Source organism: Maribacter sp. 1_2014MBL_MicDiv (genome assembly GCF_001865655.1).
Classification (GTDB): Bacteria; Bacteroidota; Bacteroidia; order Flavobacteriales; family Flavobacteriaceae; genus Maribacter; species Maribacter dokdonensis.
In genome coordinates this window covers 2,575,352-2,591,180 of the sequence record NZ_CP011318.1, presented here as the reverse complement: position 1 = coordinate 2,591,180, position 15,829 = coordinate 2,575,352, and the positions used below count along the sequence as shown (strand labels likewise).

The following is a 15,829-nucleotide window of genomic DNA, read 5'->3' as shown; positions in this document are numbered from 1 at the left end:
AAAATCAATCCCTAATTTTCTGCTCCCAGATCCAAGCGTAATTCATTGCCTCTTCTAAAGTATATTCAGCTTTCCAACCTAACACTTTATTTGCCTTGGTAGTATCTGCATATGCTGTTGTAATATCTCCAGGTCTTCTATCTACAATTTTATAATTTAACTTTTTACCTGAAACCTTTTCAAAACTTTTAATAGCCTCTAAAACCGAGCTACCTTTACCCGTACCTACATTAAATACTTCGTAGTTAGATGCATTGTCACCATTAAGCAAGCGCTCTAAAGCTACCACATGTGCCTTGGCTAAGTCCACTACGTAAATATAATCTCTAATACATGTGCCATCAGGTGTAGGGTAATCGTCTCCAAAAACAGATAACTCTTTTCTAAGTCCAATACCTGTTTGAGTAATGAAGGGCACCAAATTTTGTGGAACCCCTTTTGGCAATTCTCCAATTTTCGCACTTGGATGCGCTCCCATAGGATTAAAATATCGTAAGGCAATAGTATTAAGACCAGGAGTAACTTTACAGGTATCTGCAATAATTTCCTCACCCATTTGTTTGGTATTGCCATATGGAGATTCTGCCACCTTGACCGGTGCATCTTCGGTAATTGGCATTTTATCTGCCTGTCCGTATACCGTACAAGAAGAACTAAAAATAAAACTTGCCTTATTCTTTTTACAAAGCTCCTTTAATATGTATACTAAAGTACCAATGTTGTTTTCATAATACAATAATGGTTTCTCAACACTCTCTCCCACCGCCTTAGATGCGGCAAAGTGTATAACTCCAGTAACATCTTGGTATTTTTGAAAAAAGTCCTCGACTTTTTGTTTTTCCTTAAGGTCCAGTTTTTCATAAAGTGGCTTTTTACCGGTAATGGCCTCAATACCCTCTAGCACACTTTCATCAGAGTTAGAACAATCATCAATAATGACCACTTCAAACCCTTTATTCTGTAATTCTACTACAGTATGTGAGCCAATAAAACCTAAACCTCCTGTTACTAATACTTTCATCTATTATATTATTTGAACGTTGCCAAATTAAAAAAACTTTGCACTACCCATTAACAAACCCGATAACCAACTGCGTAATATGGTTAATCTGTTCTTCATCCAATTCCGTATGCATCGGTAAGGAAATTACTTCTATCACCAATTGATTGGTCACAGGAAAATCTGCCTCATTGTATCTATCATCCAAATATGCCTTTTGTTTATGCAACGGGATAGGATAATATACACCAAAAGGAACTTCATTCTTTGCTAAAAATTGTCCCAGCTCATCTCTTTTGCCATTTGTTATTCTCAACGTATATTGATGAAACACATGACAATCGCACACATCGCAAATTCCCTCACAATTATTCACGGTCACCGGGGTTATGATATGCTCTTGACCCTCAAATGCTTTGGAATATGCTCTTGCCGCATTTCTTCTTGCTTCGCAATAGCCATCTAATTTTGGCAATTTTGCCCTAAGTACCGCAGCCTGTATAGAATCTAGTCTAGAATTTACCCCAACCACATCATGATGGTAACGCTCATACATACCATGGTTAACAATACCACGAAGTGTATGTGCCAATTCATCATCATTAGTAAAAATAGCGCCGCCATCACCATAGCAGCCCAAATTTTTAGAAGGAAAAAAAGAAGTGGCACCAACATGCCCAATACTTCCGGCCATCTGCTTAGCACCATCTTTAGCATAATACCTGGCACCTATTGCCTGTGCATTATCTTCGATAACAAATAAATCATGCTTTTTTGCCAAATCTAGAATTGCATCCATATTAGCACATTGCCCAAAAAGATGTACCGGCACTAAAGCCTTTGTCTTAGGGGTAATGGCCTTTTCGATCGCTTCAATGTTAATATTAAAAGTATCTGGATATACATCTACCAAAACCGGCGTAAGTTGTAACAATGCAATTACCTCAACCGTAGCGGCAAAGGTAAAGTCGGCAGTAATCACCTCATCCCCAGGTTTTAGACCCAACCCCATCATTGCAATTTGCAAAGCGTCTGTACCATTTGCACAGGGAATGACATGCTTTACCTGTAAATACTCCTCCAGTTCCTTTTGAAATGCATGAACTTCTGGACCATTAATAAATGCTGATGTCTCTAATATCTGAGAAATTGAGTTATTTACCTGTTCTTTAATTTCTTGGTATTGACCTCCTAGGTCTACCATTTGTATCTTTTTCATCTGTTGTAATTACATGAAGTGCAACAAAAATACGAAACGGGCAACACTAATTTTATGGAAAGAAACGTAATTTAGCCCAAAAGCATCAGTTTGTATATTCTTTATAACTTCATAGCGGTAATTGCTTCTGTAATTTTAAAAGGCTTGGCATTGGTAAACACTAAGCTTTCCCTTTTTGTAAATGGCAGAAAAAATTCGCTTTCCATAATTGAAAAGTCCATTTCTAAAGAAGATAAAGTAATTTGGATCCATGCCGCCTCTTTAGGTGAATTTGAGCAAGGGTTACCAGTGTTGGAGCAATTAAAATTATCATATCCACATTACAAAACCCTACTTACTTTTTTCTCTCCATCAGGGTACGAAGTAAAGAAAAACAGCAAAGTTACCGATGTAATATGTTATCTACCATTAGACACTAAAAACAATGTAAAATCATTTATAAAAATGGCACACCCAGATATTGCCATTTTCATTAAATATGAAATTTGGCCTAATTATTTAGCCGCCCTTAAAAATTTGAATACCCCCACTTTTTTAATTTCTGCCTTATTCAAAAAGAAACAATCCTATTTCAAGTGGTACGGTCATTTTATGCGTAAAGCTTTAAAAAATTTCACTCATATTTTTGTTCAGAATTCCATGTCTTCAGACTTATTAAAATCTATTGGTTTAAAAAATGTGACCGTTGCAGGAGATACTCGTTTTGATAGGGTACTTGAAATAACAAAGCGCAATAACGACCTGGAATTTATGAAATTATTCAAAGATGAACAGTTCTGTTTTGTAACAGGTAGCACTTGGCCTGAGGATGAAAAACTACTAATTGATTATATCAACCAAAGTAAATATGCTATTAAATATGTGATCGCGCCGCACACTATGAAAGCTGATCATATAAAAAATATAGTTTCATCTATTGATAAATCTGTTATATGCTATTCTGATTTAAATGAAAAGGTAGTATTAAATGATTACGATGTTATAATTATCGATACCATTGGGTTATTGACCAAAATATACAGTTATGCAGACATTGCATATGTTGGCGGTGGTTTCGCTACAGGATTACACAACACATTAGAACCTGCTGTTTTTGAGATACCCGTAATTATTGGGAAAAAATACGAAGGTTTTGCAGAAGCGGAAGAACTAGTAACATTAGGTGGTATTATTTCTGTAAATAGCTTTTTAGAATTAAAAAAGCAAGTAGACGAATTCTTCAACGACAACGATAAACGGGAATTAACCGGACAAATCAATTCTAAATACATTAAAGAAAAAGCTGGGGCCACACCATGTATACTGAATGAATTAAATTCAGTTTTAGGGACAAAAAATTGAAGTATTCACACCAACCAAACTTATAAACTACCGAATATTTAGCTCAAAATTAGACTACCATAGACTCAATTTGGGTGCATTCCCCTGATTATATGATACGTTAATCGATTTTACATCACTATATTACAGCACTTTACACTTCTAATACTTATATTGAGAACAGAACAATATAAGTATGATTATGGAACAAGAACTAACTTCTGGAGTAAAAATGCTCAACGGATTTCTCAAATTAATGATTACATGTTTAATTCTAATTCTTCTAGCAGTACCACTTGCAGGTATAGCAGATTGGTTAGGACTGATCAAATAATTACAAGTAACATTTACATCAAAGCTTTTAAAAGTTGACTTCAAGAACATTACTGATAGTTCAACATCGATGAAACACCAATTTTACGGATAAAATGCATCTATCAAGAAGTATCAACCACAAATAAGTAAGGTTTTACGTTGTTTTTGTAAGTTTTTACAACAATTACTAGATAAAAGTTGCTCATTTCAACTAACTTTAGTAGAGTAACTTTAAAGTAGGTAATGTTATGAACAATTTATCATTTAAAACAGGGGTAGAAACTTATCTATCCGTACTTATTATAGCAATGAATGCTTTTTTGGCTGTTGTTGCGGTAGGTGCAATATTAACCCTTTTAGGGATTGTCTAATCTTTTAAATTAAAGCTTATTGCAAAAAATTACATTATAAAAGCCCCTTTGAAAGGGGCTTTTTTATATTTATCCGTCATTAGAGAAAAGCTTCTTCCAACTACATTTACTTTATAATACTTTTCATAAAATCCTCTTTATAGGCTCTACCAATAGGCACCCTCACATTCCTTTCCAATACCACATGATTTCCAATCACTTTTTTAATCTTGCTCATATTTACGATGTAAGATTTATGCACTCTTAAAAACTTAAGGCTATTTAGGTGCTCTTGCCAGTATTTTAAGGTTTCTTGCGACAGATATTTGTGTTTTACCAAATGAATCTCCGTATAGTCCGCATCGGACCTAATATGACTTATATCCATCACTTCAATCTTAACATGTTCATATCCAGATTTTACAAAAATCACATCAGGTAAAACATTATCATTTTGAACTGTACCAACCATTAAAAGATTTTCTTTGGTTGGCACTTTATGGACCGCTTGCACAAATCGCTTAAATGAAAACGGTTTTAAAAGGTAGTCCACCACCCCATACTCATAACTTTCCAAGGCATAATCTGAAAATGCCGTGGTCAATATTACGCTAGGTTTTTGCTTTAAAACATTCAAAAATTCAATTCCTGAAATCTTAGGCAAATGAATATCTAGAAAAATTAGGTCTACATGCTCCGTTTTTAGATACTCCATTGCCAAAATTGCATCGGCAAACGTAGCCTTTAACTGCAAGTTGCCTATGTCTGAAATATACTTCTTAAGCACTCTTTGCGCTGGCGGTTGATCTTCTATTATAACACACTGCATCATAAGCTTGCCTGTATCAATTGTAATTTTAAATGTACATAATAAATATGCTGTTCCTTTTGAATATGCAATTTATGCACTTTTGGGTATAGTAATTCGAGTCTTTTCTTCACATTTTGCAAACCTATACCATTTGAAATACTTTGGGTATTAGATAGTTTTAAGAATGAATTTCTACATTCAAAATTTAAAACTCCCTTCTCATCCAATGATACATTTACATCAATAAAAATACCATGAGACTGACTTGCCGTACTATGTTTAAAGGCATTCTCTATAAAAACAGATAGAATTAAAGGGGCTATTAGATAGCCGCTCTTTATATTTTCGGTTTTAAAGTTAACATTACCCCGTTCCTCTATCTGCATTTCATTTAATTGCGTAAAGTTCTTTAAATGTTCCATTTCTTTGGGTAAGGCTACATACTTTTCCTTACAATCATAAAGCATATATCTTAGCACTGCAGACAATTCAAGAATAATAGAAGGCGTTTTTGAGGATTCTTCTATGGCATATGAGTAAAGGTTATTTAAATTGTTGAATAAAAAATGTGGATTGATCTGTGACTTTAAAAACAACAACTCACTTTCCTTAACGGAAGTACGTAACTCTTCTACCTCCAATTGTTTTTTAGAGGCATCCCAAGCAAATTTGAACCCTACTAAAATTAATATTACCGGCATTACATCTAACAGGCTATAGACCACTCCCGGAAAATATACTGCACGTGTATTGGGATAAAAAATTTGCTCTAGAACCAACTCTTCAAAAGATATAATAGCACTAATTAGAATAATCAGAAAAAGAAAAAACTGCAAATATCTTTTCCTATAATAATATTTGGGCAACAATAGGTAATTGACCACAAAGGCACCTAAGGAGTAGTTTAAAAAAGCCAACACTTTAAAACCTTCAATTTCAGGTTCATTTCTATCAAACGTAAAAAAAAGAAAGACCACAATATGCAGTAGCACCTGAAAGATAATTTCTTTGGTTGTGCTATTATTAAATTTAGAATTCATGGTCATTATTTAAAAATACTACATAATTGGATTACGCTTTTTATTAAGGCTGTCATCGACATTATTTTACTGGTAAACGCCACGTCAAAAAGAAATGTCGTTTGCACTACAACAAATGTCGTTTGCAGAATTTAAGAATAAAACAAAATTAGTTATGCGCACTTTTACAGTTCAACTTATCAACCTTTAACATGTACAAACCAATTTACTACTCATTTATAATATTAGTTTCAATGCTTTTTAGCCAAACAGCATTGGCACAAAATACAATTACGATCACTGGTAAAATTATAGAGACAAATAATGGCGAACCTATAGAATTTGCCACAGTTTTGGTAGGCGATCCAATTAACCAAAAGCCAATTGTTGGTACAACTACCCTACAGGATGGCAGTTTTGTTCTTGAAACTACGGCTTCTGATTTTTATATTGAAGTCAGTTTTATAGGGTTTACCACCCAAAGATTTGATAACCCTACTATTACCAATAACAAAATTGAATTAGGCACTGTTTCCATTTCAGAAGATTCACAACAATTAGATGAAGTTGTTGTAGAAGGAGAAATTAGCCAAACCGTATTTAAACTGGACAAACGTGTTTTTAATGTTGGGGCAGACTTAAGCAGTACCGGCGCTAGTGCATTAGAGGTTTTAAACAACGTCCCATCTGTTAACGTTAATATAGAAGGAGCCGTAAGCTTACGTGGAAGTCAAGGTGTACAAATGTTGATCAACGGTAAACCTTCCGTAATTGCTAATGAGCAAGGGAACGCATTGGGAACCTTAACCGCAGATATGATAGAACGCATTGAGGTAATTACGAACCCATCTGCAAAATATGATGCAGAAGGCACATCGGGCATTATAAACATCGTCTTAAAAAAAGAGGAGAAAAAAGGACTTAACGGTGCGGTTACCCTTAATACAGGTGTACCCAACAACCACAGTTTGGGTCTAAGCCTTAATAGACGAACAGAAAAATTCAATTTATTCAGTCAAGTTGGTTTTGGTCGTAGAACTTTTCCAAGTGATGAGGAAACTGAAAACAGAAATTTAGAAGATGGTACCTACATTAGCAGTTTTGGAGAAAATGACAAAAACGAGACGTTTTTCAATCTCATCTTAGGAACCGATTATCATATAAACGATCTAAACGTCATTACCCTTTCAGGAAATTTTGCCTATGAATGGGAGAAAGAAAATGCAGATGCCATTTTTAGCACATTTGATGCAAGCAACTCGTTGACCGATGCTTTTAGAAGACAAGAATTAACCGAAGCAACCAATCCAAAATACTCGTATGAACTTCAATACAAAAAAGACTTTGAAAGTAATGAAGAACAATCTCTACTATTAAGCGCTACCGGAAATCTGTTTGCGAAAGATCAGACCAGTAATTTCACGAATACTACAACTTTTGGTAATGAAGATGACATGCTTCAAAAAAGTAGAACAGATTTTAGCCAGGCAGAATATACGTTCAAAGCAGATTATACACATCCTTGGTCAGAAAAATTTACATTGGAAACCGGTGCACAATATCAAATTAATGATGTAGAAAACGATTTTGCCATAAGTAATTATGACGGTACAAACTTTATAGAAGACCCAAACCTGACCAATATTTTTGAGTGGACTCAAAAGGTATTGGGCATTTATGGCACTACAGCTTACGAAGGCGATAAATGGGGGCTTAAAGTAGGGCTTCGCTTTGAAGATACCGATGTTGCCACACTATTGAGAAACACCAACGTTGCCAATGACAACAAGTATAACAACTTATTTCCTAGTGGGCACACTTCTTATAAGATCAATGATGACCTTTCATTACAAGCAGGGTATTCTAAACGTATATTTAGACCACGACTATGGGATCTGAATCCGTTTTTCAATATTAGGAATAACTTTAGTATCAGTACCGGTAATGCCGATTTACAAGCTGAATTCACGGACAGTTTTGAGGTAACCAGTATCTATAAAATTGGTAAAATGTCTATGAACCTGGGCGTGTTTTACAGACATACTGAAGATGTTGTGGAACGGATCGTAGAATTTGAGGACAATTTAAGTATATCCAGACCAGAAAATGTGGGCACAAGCAACACTACTGGTATTGAATTCAATGCTAAATACATACCTGCAAACTGGGTGTCGTTTACAAATGATTTTAATTATAGCCACTTTGCCCGTGAAGGGGATTTTGAAGGAAGCTCATTTGATTTTACAGGAGACCAATGGTCTACGCGACTTACAGGTAAATTTAAATTACCTGCAGATATTGACATTGAACTTATAGGTAATTACCGATCAAATTATAGAACCTTGCAACAAGAAGTATCTGAAAATTTATTTATGGATTTTGGGGCAAGAAAAAAGATTTTAAAAGGTAAAGCTATTGTAAACTTGAGTGTACGTGATGTATTTGCGTCGCGTATAAGTGAAAGTATAACCACACAACCTACCTACTACCTAAGAGATTATAGTAAGCGCGGAAGATTTATCACATTGGGTATTAGTTTTGGTTTCGGTAAAGGAGAGGCTATGGAGTTTTCTGGTCAAAAACATTTTTAAGTTAAAACATATAAAACACATGTTCAGCTATTTTTAAATAATCTAAATACATACTACTGAACTACAGCTATTTAAATTGCTTCTAAACGTATGTGAATGTAAATTTATTAGGAACTTAAAATAGAAGATTATGTCGATAAGATTTGGAAATAGTTGTGTTAATTGTGATAATTTGGTTGAAGGCAACACGTGTAAGGTGCATGGCGTAAAAGTAGGAAATAGTTATACGTGTGATAGTTTTGAAATGAAAGCAGCCTTAAAAGATGAGACTAATTGTGTAACCTGTGTAAAGTTTGAATCTAGCGATTGCGCTAACCCACAAAAAGCAGCTCCAGGTATGTCATGCAGTCACTGGGCACCACAGAATGCCACAGCATAGATAACAATACAAGCTTAAAACAAAAGGACCGGAATAACCGGTCCTTTTTATTTCACTTTACTTCTACCCCTTTCCAAAAAGCGATATACCCTTTAATACCTTTTGCCAATTCTGATACTTCTGGATAATACCATGCGGAATCTTTGTTGACATCACCATCAACCTCTATATCATAGTAAGATGCTACTCCTTTCCAGGGGCAACTTGTATGTGTATCCGTAGTTTTAAAGTATTCTTTTTTAATTGCTGAAGGTGGAAAGTAATGGTTGCCTTCAACCTGTACCGTAGCATCACTTTCTGCAATTACCGTATTATTCCATATAGCTTTTACCATATTATTTTAGTTTGTTTTATTTAAGTTTTGTTATTATAACCGATGTTGCGGACAAGGTTTTATGTACTGGACATTTATCTGCAATTTCCATTAACCTATTCTTTTGACTATCGTCTAAATCACCGAACAATTCTATACTTCGTTTAAAAGTATCGATCTTTTTAATAGTCGAGGTATTTTGAGAATCAGGAGCATGTTCTTTACCGTGATCAACATGTACTATAACCTTTTGTAAGTCCCACTTTTTTCTTGAAGCATACATTCTCAACGTCATGGCCGTACAAACACCTAATCCTGAAGAAACATAATCATAAGGAGACGGACCAAAGTCATTACCGCCAAAATCCTTTGGCTCATCAGCAATCAACAAATGATTACCGGCCACTATTTCAGAGGTGAAACCCTCATTACCAATACTTACTGCCACCTGGTGAGATGTTTTTAAAGGTGTACCTTTAGGAATATCCAAATACCGCTCTGCCCAACCTGCAATAACATTACCTACATAGGTAGAATCTACACTATCCATTAAAAGATGATCAGCCTTATCAATAGAAATAAAACTCTTTGGATGATGAGCATATTGGTACAATTCTTTTGCATTTTCAATCCCTACAACGGTATCTTGAGGAGAATGCAGCACCAAATACGGTTTTCTTAAATTCTTTAGGACCTCTTTCATGGGTTTAGATTCAATATCATCTATAAAATCCTTTTTAATGGTAAAATCGCGTCCTCCGATATTCACTTTTGCCTTACCTGTTGCATTTATTTCATCTACATTGGACTTAAATAAATGTTGTACATGAGCTGGTGAAGATGGCGCCCCAATGGTAGAAACTGCAGCAACAGAATCTAATTCAGACGCAGCAAATATTACGGCAGCACCACCTAAAGAATGACCAATTAATAAAGATGGAGCTTTATAATGCTGTTCTAAATATTTCGCAGCCTCAATAAGATCGGACACATTAGAGGAAAAGTTGGTCTCTTCAAATTCCCCTTCGCTCTCTCCAAGTCCGGTAAAATCAAATCTTAGCACGGCAATACCTTTACTCACCAATGCCCTTGATATATTACGAACCGCAGAAAAGTTCTTATTACAAGTAAAACAATGCGCAAAAATAGCATAGCTATGAGGTTCTTGGTTATCAGGTCTTTCTAGTCGTGCCGCTAATTTTTTTCCTTGAGAATTAATAAAAGATACTTTTTCAAAACCCATAACTATTGTTTTAATTACAATTCAACCAATATTATAGTATTAGAGGTGAATTCAACCAAAAACTTACAACACCTACTATACTTGTAAACCATATGATCTACACAAACCTACTCATAGTTATTATGAACCAACAGTTTATTTGGTACAGGTAATCATCCATAAATGCTGATTTAAAGCATTTTTCATACCCTTTACAGGCTCAATAATTTCTCTTACATTACTTATACCATAATCACTAAATTCCTTGTGAATAGAAGCGGTGTCATGAAAATATAATTCAATATGATGTTTGGATAAATAATGGTTATTGGAAATCTTGGTTCCTTTACCAAATTGATGATCATTAGTAGACAACGTAACAAAAACCATAGAACCTCCTATATTAAGCTGGTTATAACAATTATTTATTAAGTTACTTCTTTGTACACTATTTAAAAGGTGCAATAACGAGTAGGAAAAAATACCATCATACAACTTTTGATCAAATGGCATATCGGTTACATTACCATTATAAATTTTGAATTTATCAGGTGCCAAATTAGATGCAATAGCTATAGCTGTAGCCGAAACTTCTATTCCTGTAACATTCATTTCCATAGCAATAAAGGGCAAGGCATTTCTACCATAGCCACAGCCGGGTATTAAAATTTCATCGTAGCCTTTAACCTTAAAACTATTGGCTACCATAACCGCGGCATCGGCTGGTTCTTTTCCCCACATGACAGTGTTTCTCTTAAAACTAAGTTCCCAAAAATCATCCATAACAATCAGTTTTTAAGGCATACTCTATTACAGAAAATGACTTTGTTCACCACTAACCTCAATTATGATCTCATACATATTTTTTTGACCATTAGCAATAGCCTATAAAAGCAATCATTAAAATTGCTCATTGGCCAAATCTGCATTGACCTTGGCACCGGTAAAGTTTCCGCTATTGACCGCGTTTGCAACTGACCGTAACGTATTTGAATTATCTCCACAGGCATAAACACCTTTTATAGAAGTTTCTTGAAAAGGGGTAACATCAATATACCCGTCATCAGTAAAGGCACACCCTAGTTCTTGAGGTATCTGTGAATGCTGTTCAAATGGTAACGATGCGTATAGAGCTTCAAAAGAATGTTTTTCTCCATTGCTAAAACCTATACTTTTTAAATTACCCAAATCATGTTCAATTGAAGTAATATCAGCAACTATAAACTTAACTTGATTATTCTTTAATATTTGAATTTCATCTTCTTTTAAATCGGTCATATTTTTTATGATCAATGTTAGGTTACCAGTAAGATTCTTGATCAATGGAGCCAAATGTAAAGCTCTAGGTATACTAGCGTAAATAGCCGTTTTTTTACCTTTATTTTCAAAACCATGGCAATAAGGACAATGAATGATAGAGATACCCCAACAATCAAAAAAACCCGGTATATCTGGCATAATATCTTTTATGCCGCTACTAAATATCAATTTATGGGCATTGAAAACTGTACCAGATAACGTCGTAAAATTAAAACCTGACTCAGTTTTTTTGGCATTAAGGGCAAAATCTTCAATGAACTCAACGGTATCATAGTTAAGCACTTGATCTTTTGCCAGTTCATTAATACGGCTCGGCTCTACACCGTCTTGTGTAATAAAATTATGTGAGTGTGGTGTTTGCCTATTGCAGGGCTTACCACCATCAATAATTAATACGCTTCTCAATGACCTACCTAAGGACATTGCAGCTGATAAACCTGCATAACTACCTCCAATAATAATAACATCAAAAATTTTACTATCTACCATATAAGTGTATTTTGAATATTAATTTAAAACAAAACATTTTCATTAATGCGATTATGTCGCTTTAATACAATGCAAATGTAATGAAATTTTAGTATATTGCAACATAGTCGCATTAAAACTATGAAGAGAAGAAAAACAGCATCTAAAACCGAAATTTTGCAAGTACTTAAATCTTCGGGGAATGCCTTAAGCCATGATATGATACAAGCCAATATTGAATCTGATATTGATAGAGCTACCATTTATAGAGTTCTAAACAGATTCTGTGAAGACGGTAAAGTACACAAAATTGTTGGCGACGATGGTAAACAATACTTTGCCCTATGTTCCAATTGTGGAGAAGAAAAGCAGCTACATTCTCACAGCCACATGCATTTTAGATGTTTAGAATGTGGAAAAGTGGAATGTTTAGAACGAGATATATCTGTACCATTGCCTGATGGTTACGTGGCAAAAGTCCACAATCTAATTATATCCGGGTTTTGCAATAATTGCTCACAAATTTAATCTCTTGTTGTAGTAACCTGATAGAATTCACCTGATGAAGTATCAGAAAGAAAACATTCAAAGTATCAATAAAAAAAGCCTCTCAGTTTCCTGAAAGGCTTACGTTGTACAGGCGGAGAGACTCGAACTCTCACACCTCGCGGCACTAGATCCTAAGTCTAGCGTGTCTACCAATTCCACCACGCCTGCATACTTTCCAAAATCACGATATGTGATTATCGGGGTGCAAATATAATGCAAAAAATCAATTCTCTAAATTTTAGCTATTTAAAAATTACGCTTTTTGTACTTTTATCAAAAGTCAGATAAAAAATTGCATGAAAAACGTAAAGAATTATATCTCCGAAAACAAGGACCGATTTCTAAATGAAATCATAGAACTACTTAAAATACCGTCTGTTAGCGCAGATCCTGCCTTCTCTCAAGATGTTTTAAACGCTGCGGAAATGGTAAAATCAAAACTAGAAGATGCAGGTTGCGATATTGTTGAAATTCATGAAACAGCCGGTTACCCTATAGTATATGGTGAAAAAATCATAAACAAAGACCTACCAACGGTTCTAGTATATGGCCATTATGATGTACAACCGGCCGAACCATTGGAATTATGGACTTCCCCACCTTATGAACCGGTAATCAAAAAAACCGATTTACACCCAGAAGGAGCCATTTTTGCACGTGGTGCTTGCGATGACAAAGGGCAAATGTACATGCATGTAAAGGCATTGGAATTGATGGTAAAAACCGATCAGCTGCCATGTAATGTAAAATTCATGATCGAAGGCGAAGAGGAAGTTGGGAGTAATAACTTAAGTATTTATGTTGCCGAGAATAAAGAAAAATTGGCAAACGATGTTATTTTAATATCGGACACGGGCATGATTGCCAATGATGTGCCGTCAATTACCACGGGTTTACGCGGACTTAGCTATGTTGAAGTGGAAGTTACGGGTCCTAATCGCGATTTACATTCTGGTTTATACGGTGGTGCCGTTGCAAATCCGATCAACATTTTAACAAAAATGATCGCTAGTTTACATGACGAAAATAACCATATTACCATTCCAGGGTTTTATGACAAGGTAGAGGAACTTTCCGCCGAAGAACGCGCAGAAATGGCAAAAGCACCATTTAGCATAGAAAAATATCAAAAAGCTTTGGATATTGATTCGGTGTATGGTGAAGCAGGTTATTCTACAAACGAACGTAACTCCATTAGACCTACCTTAGATGTCAATGGCATTTGGGGCGGTTATATTGGGGAAGGAGCCAAAACGGTTATAGCAAGTAAAGCATATGCTAAAATATCCATGAGATTGGTACCCAACCAAGATTGGAGAGAAATTACCGAGCTATTTAAAACTCATTTTGAATCTATTGCACCTAAAGGTGTTACCGTAGTAGTAAAACCTCATCATGGTGGTCAAGGTTATGTAACACCAATAGATACTGATGCATACCAAGCAGCATCAAAAGCATACGAAACCACTTTTGGAAAAAAACCGATACCGCAACGTAGTGGTGGTAGTATTCCTATAGTCTCTCTATTTGAAAAAGAATTAAAGAGTAAAACTATTCTTATGGGCTTTGGTTTAGATAGTGATGCCATACACTCCCCTAACGAACATTTTGGGGTATGGAACTACTTAAAAGGCATTGAAACCATCCCTTATTTCTATCAATATTTCACTGAAATGACCAAGAAGTAGTTGACAGTTGACAGTTGACAGTAAATTAAAAAACGTCTTTGCTTACAAAGACGTTTTTTATTGTAGAAGTATATTTTGTTGATGATAAATTGATTCCGAGAACCAATAATGAACAACTATATTTTTTTCACGTATTTAGTGATGATTACGGTAAGGGTAGGTCCCACTTTACCTTCAATATATTCAGCATTTTCCCTATCTAACGAAATTCGCCTTACTGCAGTACCTTGTTTGGCTACTTGACTAGAACCTTTAATCTTTAGGTCTTTCACCAATACAACACTATCACCATTTTGTAAGATTACACCATTGACATCACGGTGAATTATCTTCTCACTTTCTGCCAAACCTTCTCCCGTAGCCTTTGCCCAATCTAAAACTTCAGGTTCTAAATACATCATATCCAGCAAATCTTTGGGCCAACCTTCAGATTTTAATCTAGATAACATTCTCCACGCCACAACTTTTACAGAATCGTACTCGCTCCACATACTGTCATTTAGACAACGCCAGTGATTAGCATCCATTTGTTCCGGGTCTTCAATTTGAGTACGACATGTTTCACACGCCAAAATACTAGAATCAACTCCACTTATAGAAACCGGTTCAACTTCAAAAACCTCTAAGTTATTGGTTGCGGTACATAATTCACATGTGGAACCACTACGTGCTTCTAAATCATCTTTTACGCTCATTCTAGGTTGCTTTTAAGCTGCAAATTTACACTTATTATAAGCAAGAGCCATAAGTACTTTCACTAATTACCCATTATACCAAGACCAATTCGATAATGTAAAATAACTTTTTCCTTTGCATGAACCAATCATCATCAACTCTACATTTGTAGAATCAAATTATTTATTCTATGTTTGTAGAACAAATTCTAAACTTGTAGAAAATGCAGTTATCCAAATCGGAAGAAGAATTAATGAATATACTTTGGAAGCAAAAGAAAGCTTTCATGAAAGACCTATTGGATGCTTACCCAGAACCAAAACCCGCTACCACTACTGTAGCCACCTTATTGAAAAGGATGACCGACAAAAAGTTTATTGACTATAAAAGTTATGGCAGAAGCAGAGAATATTATCCGCTAGTTAAGAAAAAAGACTATTTCTCTAAACATGTAAACGGACTCATTAAAAACTTTTTCAACGATAGTGCCAGTCAGTTTGCATCATTTTTTACGCAAGAAACCAATTTAAGCAAAGCTGAATTGGAAGAATTGAAGAAATTAATAGATGTTGAAATAGAAAAGAAGTAAT

17 protein-coding genes and 1 tRNA gene are annotated in these 15,829 nt (G+C 35.1%); 8 read left to right on the top strand and 10 right to left on the bottom strand.

Annotated elements, in window-relative coordinates:
- Nucleotides 1-4 precede the first annotated feature (4 nt).
- Both galE and YQ22_RS10825 read right to left on the bottom strand, forming a co-directional pair.
- Nucleotides 5-1,021: a UDP-glucose 4-epimerase GalE gene (gene galE, locus YQ22_RS10830; protein WP_071341227.1), complete on the bottom strand. Its 1,017-nt coding sequence runs from the start codon at nt 1,019-1,021 to the stop codon at nt 5-7.
- A gap of 43 nt (nt 1,022-1,064) precedes the next feature.
- A complete protein-coding gene (locus tag YQ22_RS10825; RefSeq protein ID WP_071341226.1) occupies nt 1,065-2,219 on the bottom strand; it encodes a DegT/DnrJ/EryC1/StrS family aminotransferase in 1,155 nt (384 codons plus the stop codon).
- 90 nt (nt 2,220-2,309) lie between these two features.
- On the opposite strand from YQ22_RS10825, the gene YQ22_RS10820 reads away from it, so the two are divergent.
- From YQ22_RS10820 to YQ22_RS19390, 3 genes are all read left to right on the top strand, one after another.
- Nucleotides 2,310-3,560 carry a 3-deoxy-D-manno-octulosonic acid transferase gene (locus YQ22_RS10820; RefSeq protein ID WP_071341225.1) on the top strand — a complete coding sequence of 417 codons (1,251 nt, stop codon included), beginning with the start codon at nt 2,310-2,312 and terminating at the stop codon, nt 3,558-3,560.
- A 181-nt stretch (nt 3,561-3,741) separates the two neighbouring features.
- Complete coding sequence (locus YQ22_RS19395; RefSeq protein WP_257786203.1) at nt 3,742-3,873, top strand: hypothetical protein; 132 nt, start codon at nt 3,742-3,744, stop codon at nt 3,871-3,873.
- A 229-nt stretch (nt 3,874-4,102) separates the two neighbouring features.
- The gene (locus tag YQ22_RS19390; protein WP_257786202.1) at nt 4,103-4,225 is read left to right on the top strand and encodes a hypothetical protein; all 123 of its coding nucleotides are present in this window, start codon (nt 4,103-4,105) and stop codon (nt 4,223-4,225) included.
- A gap of 106 nt (nt 4,226-4,331) precedes the next feature.
- Here YQ22_RS19390 and YQ22_RS10815 read toward each other — a convergent pair whose 3' ends face one another.
- Both YQ22_RS10815 and YQ22_RS10810 read right to left on the bottom strand, forming a co-directional pair.
- A complete protein-coding gene (locus tag YQ22_RS10815; RefSeq protein WP_071341224.1) occupies nt 4,332-5,036 on the bottom strand; it encodes a LytR/AlgR family response regulator transcription factor in 705 nt (234 codons plus the stop codon).
- A complete protein-coding gene (locus tag YQ22_RS10810; RefSeq protein ID WP_156894559.1) occupies nt 5,033-6,055 on the bottom strand; it encodes a sensor histidine kinase in 1,023 nt (340 codons plus the stop codon). The genes YQ22_RS10815 and YQ22_RS10810 overlap by 4 nt, the downstream gene beginning before the upstream one ends.
- A gap of 233 nt (nt 6,056-6,288) precedes the next feature.
- Between YQ22_RS10810 and YQ22_RS10805 the strand changes: the two genes are divergently transcribed.
- Nucleotides 6,289-8,625 (top strand): outer membrane beta-barrel family protein, encoded by a 2,337-nt coding sequence (locus YQ22_RS10805; RefSeq protein WP_232231169.1) that lies wholly within the window; start codon nt 6,289-6,291, stop codon nt 8,623-8,625.
- Nucleotides 8,626-8,755: 130 nt separating this feature from the next.
- On the top strand, nt 8,756-9,004 hold the full coding sequence (locus tag YQ22_RS10800; protein WP_058103995.1) for a hypothetical protein: 249 nt from the start codon (nt 8,756-8,758) through the stop codon (nt 9,002-9,004).
- 52 nt (nt 9,005-9,056) lie between these two features.
- Here the strand turns inward: YQ22_RS10800 and YQ22_RS10795 are convergent, their stop codons facing one another.
- From YQ22_RS10795 to YQ22_RS10780, 4 genes are all read right to left on the bottom strand, one after another.
- Entirely contained in the window at nt 9,057-9,338 is a 282-nt protein-coding gene (locus YQ22_RS10795) for a DUF427 domain-containing protein (protein ID WP_071341221.1), read from the bottom strand.
- Nucleotides 9,339-9,354: 16 nt separating this feature from the next.
- Entirely contained in the window at nt 9,355-10,560 is a 1,206-nt protein-coding gene (locus YQ22_RS10790) for a bifunctional alpha/beta hydrolase/OsmC family protein (protein WP_071341220.1), read from the bottom strand.
- A 135-nt stretch (nt 10,561-10,695) separates the two neighbouring features.
- Entirely contained in the window at nt 10,696-11,322 is a 627-nt protein-coding gene (locus YQ22_RS10785; protein ID WP_071341219.1) for a class I SAM-dependent methyltransferase, read from the bottom strand.
- A gap of 117 nt (nt 11,323-11,439) precedes the next feature.
- Nucleotides 11,440-12,348: an NAD(P)/FAD-dependent oxidoreductase gene (locus YQ22_RS10780; protein ID WP_071341218.1), complete on the bottom strand. Its 909-nt coding sequence runs from the start codon at nt 12,346-12,348 to the stop codon at nt 11,440-11,442.
- A gap of 120 nt (nt 12,349-12,468) precedes the next feature.
- On the opposite strand from YQ22_RS10780, the gene YQ22_RS10775 reads away from it, so the two are divergent.
- Entirely contained in the window at nt 12,469-12,855 is a 387-nt protein-coding gene (locus tag YQ22_RS10775; RefSeq protein WP_071341217.1) for a Fur family transcriptional regulator, read from the top strand.
- 107 nt (nt 12,856-12,962) lie between these two features.
- Here the strand turns inward: YQ22_RS10775 and YQ22_RS10770 are convergent.
- A tRNA-Leu gene (locus YQ22_RS10770) sits at nt 12,963-13,044 on the bottom strand.
- A 128-nt stretch (nt 13,045-13,172) separates the two neighbouring features.
- On the opposite strand from YQ22_RS10770, the gene YQ22_RS10765 reads away from it, so the two are divergent.
- On the top strand, nt 13,173-14,564 hold the full coding sequence (locus tag YQ22_RS10765; protein WP_058104001.1) for a dipeptidase: 1,392 nt from the start codon (nt 13,173-13,175) through the stop codon (nt 14,562-14,564).
- Between the two features lie 116 nt (nt 14,565-14,680).
- On the opposite strand, the gene YQ22_RS10760 is transcribed toward YQ22_RS10765, so the two are convergent.
- Nucleotides 14,681-15,259 (bottom strand): PhnA domain-containing protein, encoded by a 579-nt coding sequence (locus YQ22_RS10760; protein ID WP_071341216.1) that lies wholly within the window; start codon nt 15,257-15,259, stop codon nt 14,681-14,683.
- 203 nt (nt 15,260-15,462) lie between these two features.
- Here YQ22_RS10760 and YQ22_RS10755 point away from each other — a divergent pair, with 203 nt between their 5' ends.
- Nucleotides 15,463-15,828, top strand: a complete 366-nt coding sequence (locus YQ22_RS10755; RefSeq protein WP_058104004.1) for a BlaI/MecI/CopY family transcriptional regulator — start codon at nt 15,463-15,465, stop codon at nt 15,826-15,828.
- Nucleotide 15,829: the final 1 nt, after the last annotated feature.

Excerpts from the sequence above, each read along its gene's own strand:
- YQ22_RS10790 (WP_071341220.1), bottom strand. The coding sequence starts at position 10,560 with ATGGGTTTTGAAAAAGTATCTTTTATTAATTCTCAAGGAAAAAAATTA.
- YQ22_RS10765 (WP_058104001.1), top strand. The coding sequence starts at position 13,173 with ATGAAAAACGTAAAGAATTATATCTCCGAAAACAAGGACCGATTTCTA.
- YQ22_RS10755 (WP_058104004.1), top strand. The coding sequence starts at position 15,463 with ATGCAGTTATCCAAATCGGAAGAAGAATTAATGAATATACTTTGGAAG.
- YQ22_RS10795 (WP_071341221.1), bottom strand. The coding sequence starts at position 9,338 with ATGGTAAAAGCTATATGGAATAATACGGTAATTGCAGAAAGTGATGCT.
- YQ22_RS10800 (WP_058103995.1), top strand. The coding sequence starts at position 8,756 with ATGTCGATAAGATTTGGAAATAGTTGTGTTAATTGTGATAATTTGGTT.
- YQ22_RS19390 (WP_257786202.1), top strand. The coding sequence starts at position 4,103 with ATGAACAATTTATCATTTAAAACAGGGGTAGAAACTTATCTATCCGTA.
- YQ22_RS10785 (WP_071341219.1), bottom strand. The coding sequence starts at position 11,322 with ATGGATGATTTTTGGGAACTTAGTTTTAAGAGAAACACTGTCATGTGG.
- galE (WP_071341227.1), bottom strand. The coding sequence starts at position 1,021 with ATGAAAGTATTAGTAACAGGAGGTTTAGGTTTTATTGGCTCACATACT.
- YQ22_RS10760 (WP_071341216.1), bottom strand. The coding sequence starts at position 15,259 with ATGAGCGTAAAAGATGATTTAGAAGCACGTAGTGGTTCCACATGTGAA.
- YQ22_RS19395 (WP_257786203.1), top strand. The coding sequence starts at position 3,742 with ATGGAACAAGAACTAACTTCTGGAGTAAAAATGCTCAACGGATTTCTC.
- YQ22_RS10780 (WP_071341218.1), bottom strand. The coding sequence starts at position 12,348 with ATGGTAGATAGTAAAATTTTTGATGTTATTATTATTGGAGGTAGTTAT.
- YQ22_RS10815 (WP_071341224.1), bottom strand. The coding sequence starts at position 5,036 with ATGATGCAGTGTGTTATAATAGAAGATCAACCGCCAGCGCAAAGAGTG.
- YQ22_RS10805 (WP_232231169.1), top strand. The coding sequence starts at position 6,289 with ATGCTTTTTAGCCAAACAGCATTGGCACAAAATACAATTACGATCACT.
- YQ22_RS10775 (WP_071341217.1), top strand. The coding sequence starts at position 12,469 with ATGAAGAGAAGAAAAACAGCATCTAAAACCGAAATTTTGCAAGTACTT.
- YQ22_RS10810 (WP_156894559.1), bottom strand. The coding sequence starts at position 6,055 with ATGAATTCTAAATTTAATAATAGCACAACCAAAGAAATTATCTTTCAG.
- YQ22_RS10825 (WP_071341226.1), bottom strand. The coding sequence starts at position 2,219 with ATGAAAAAGATACAAATGGTAGACCTAGGAGGTCAATACCAAGAAATT.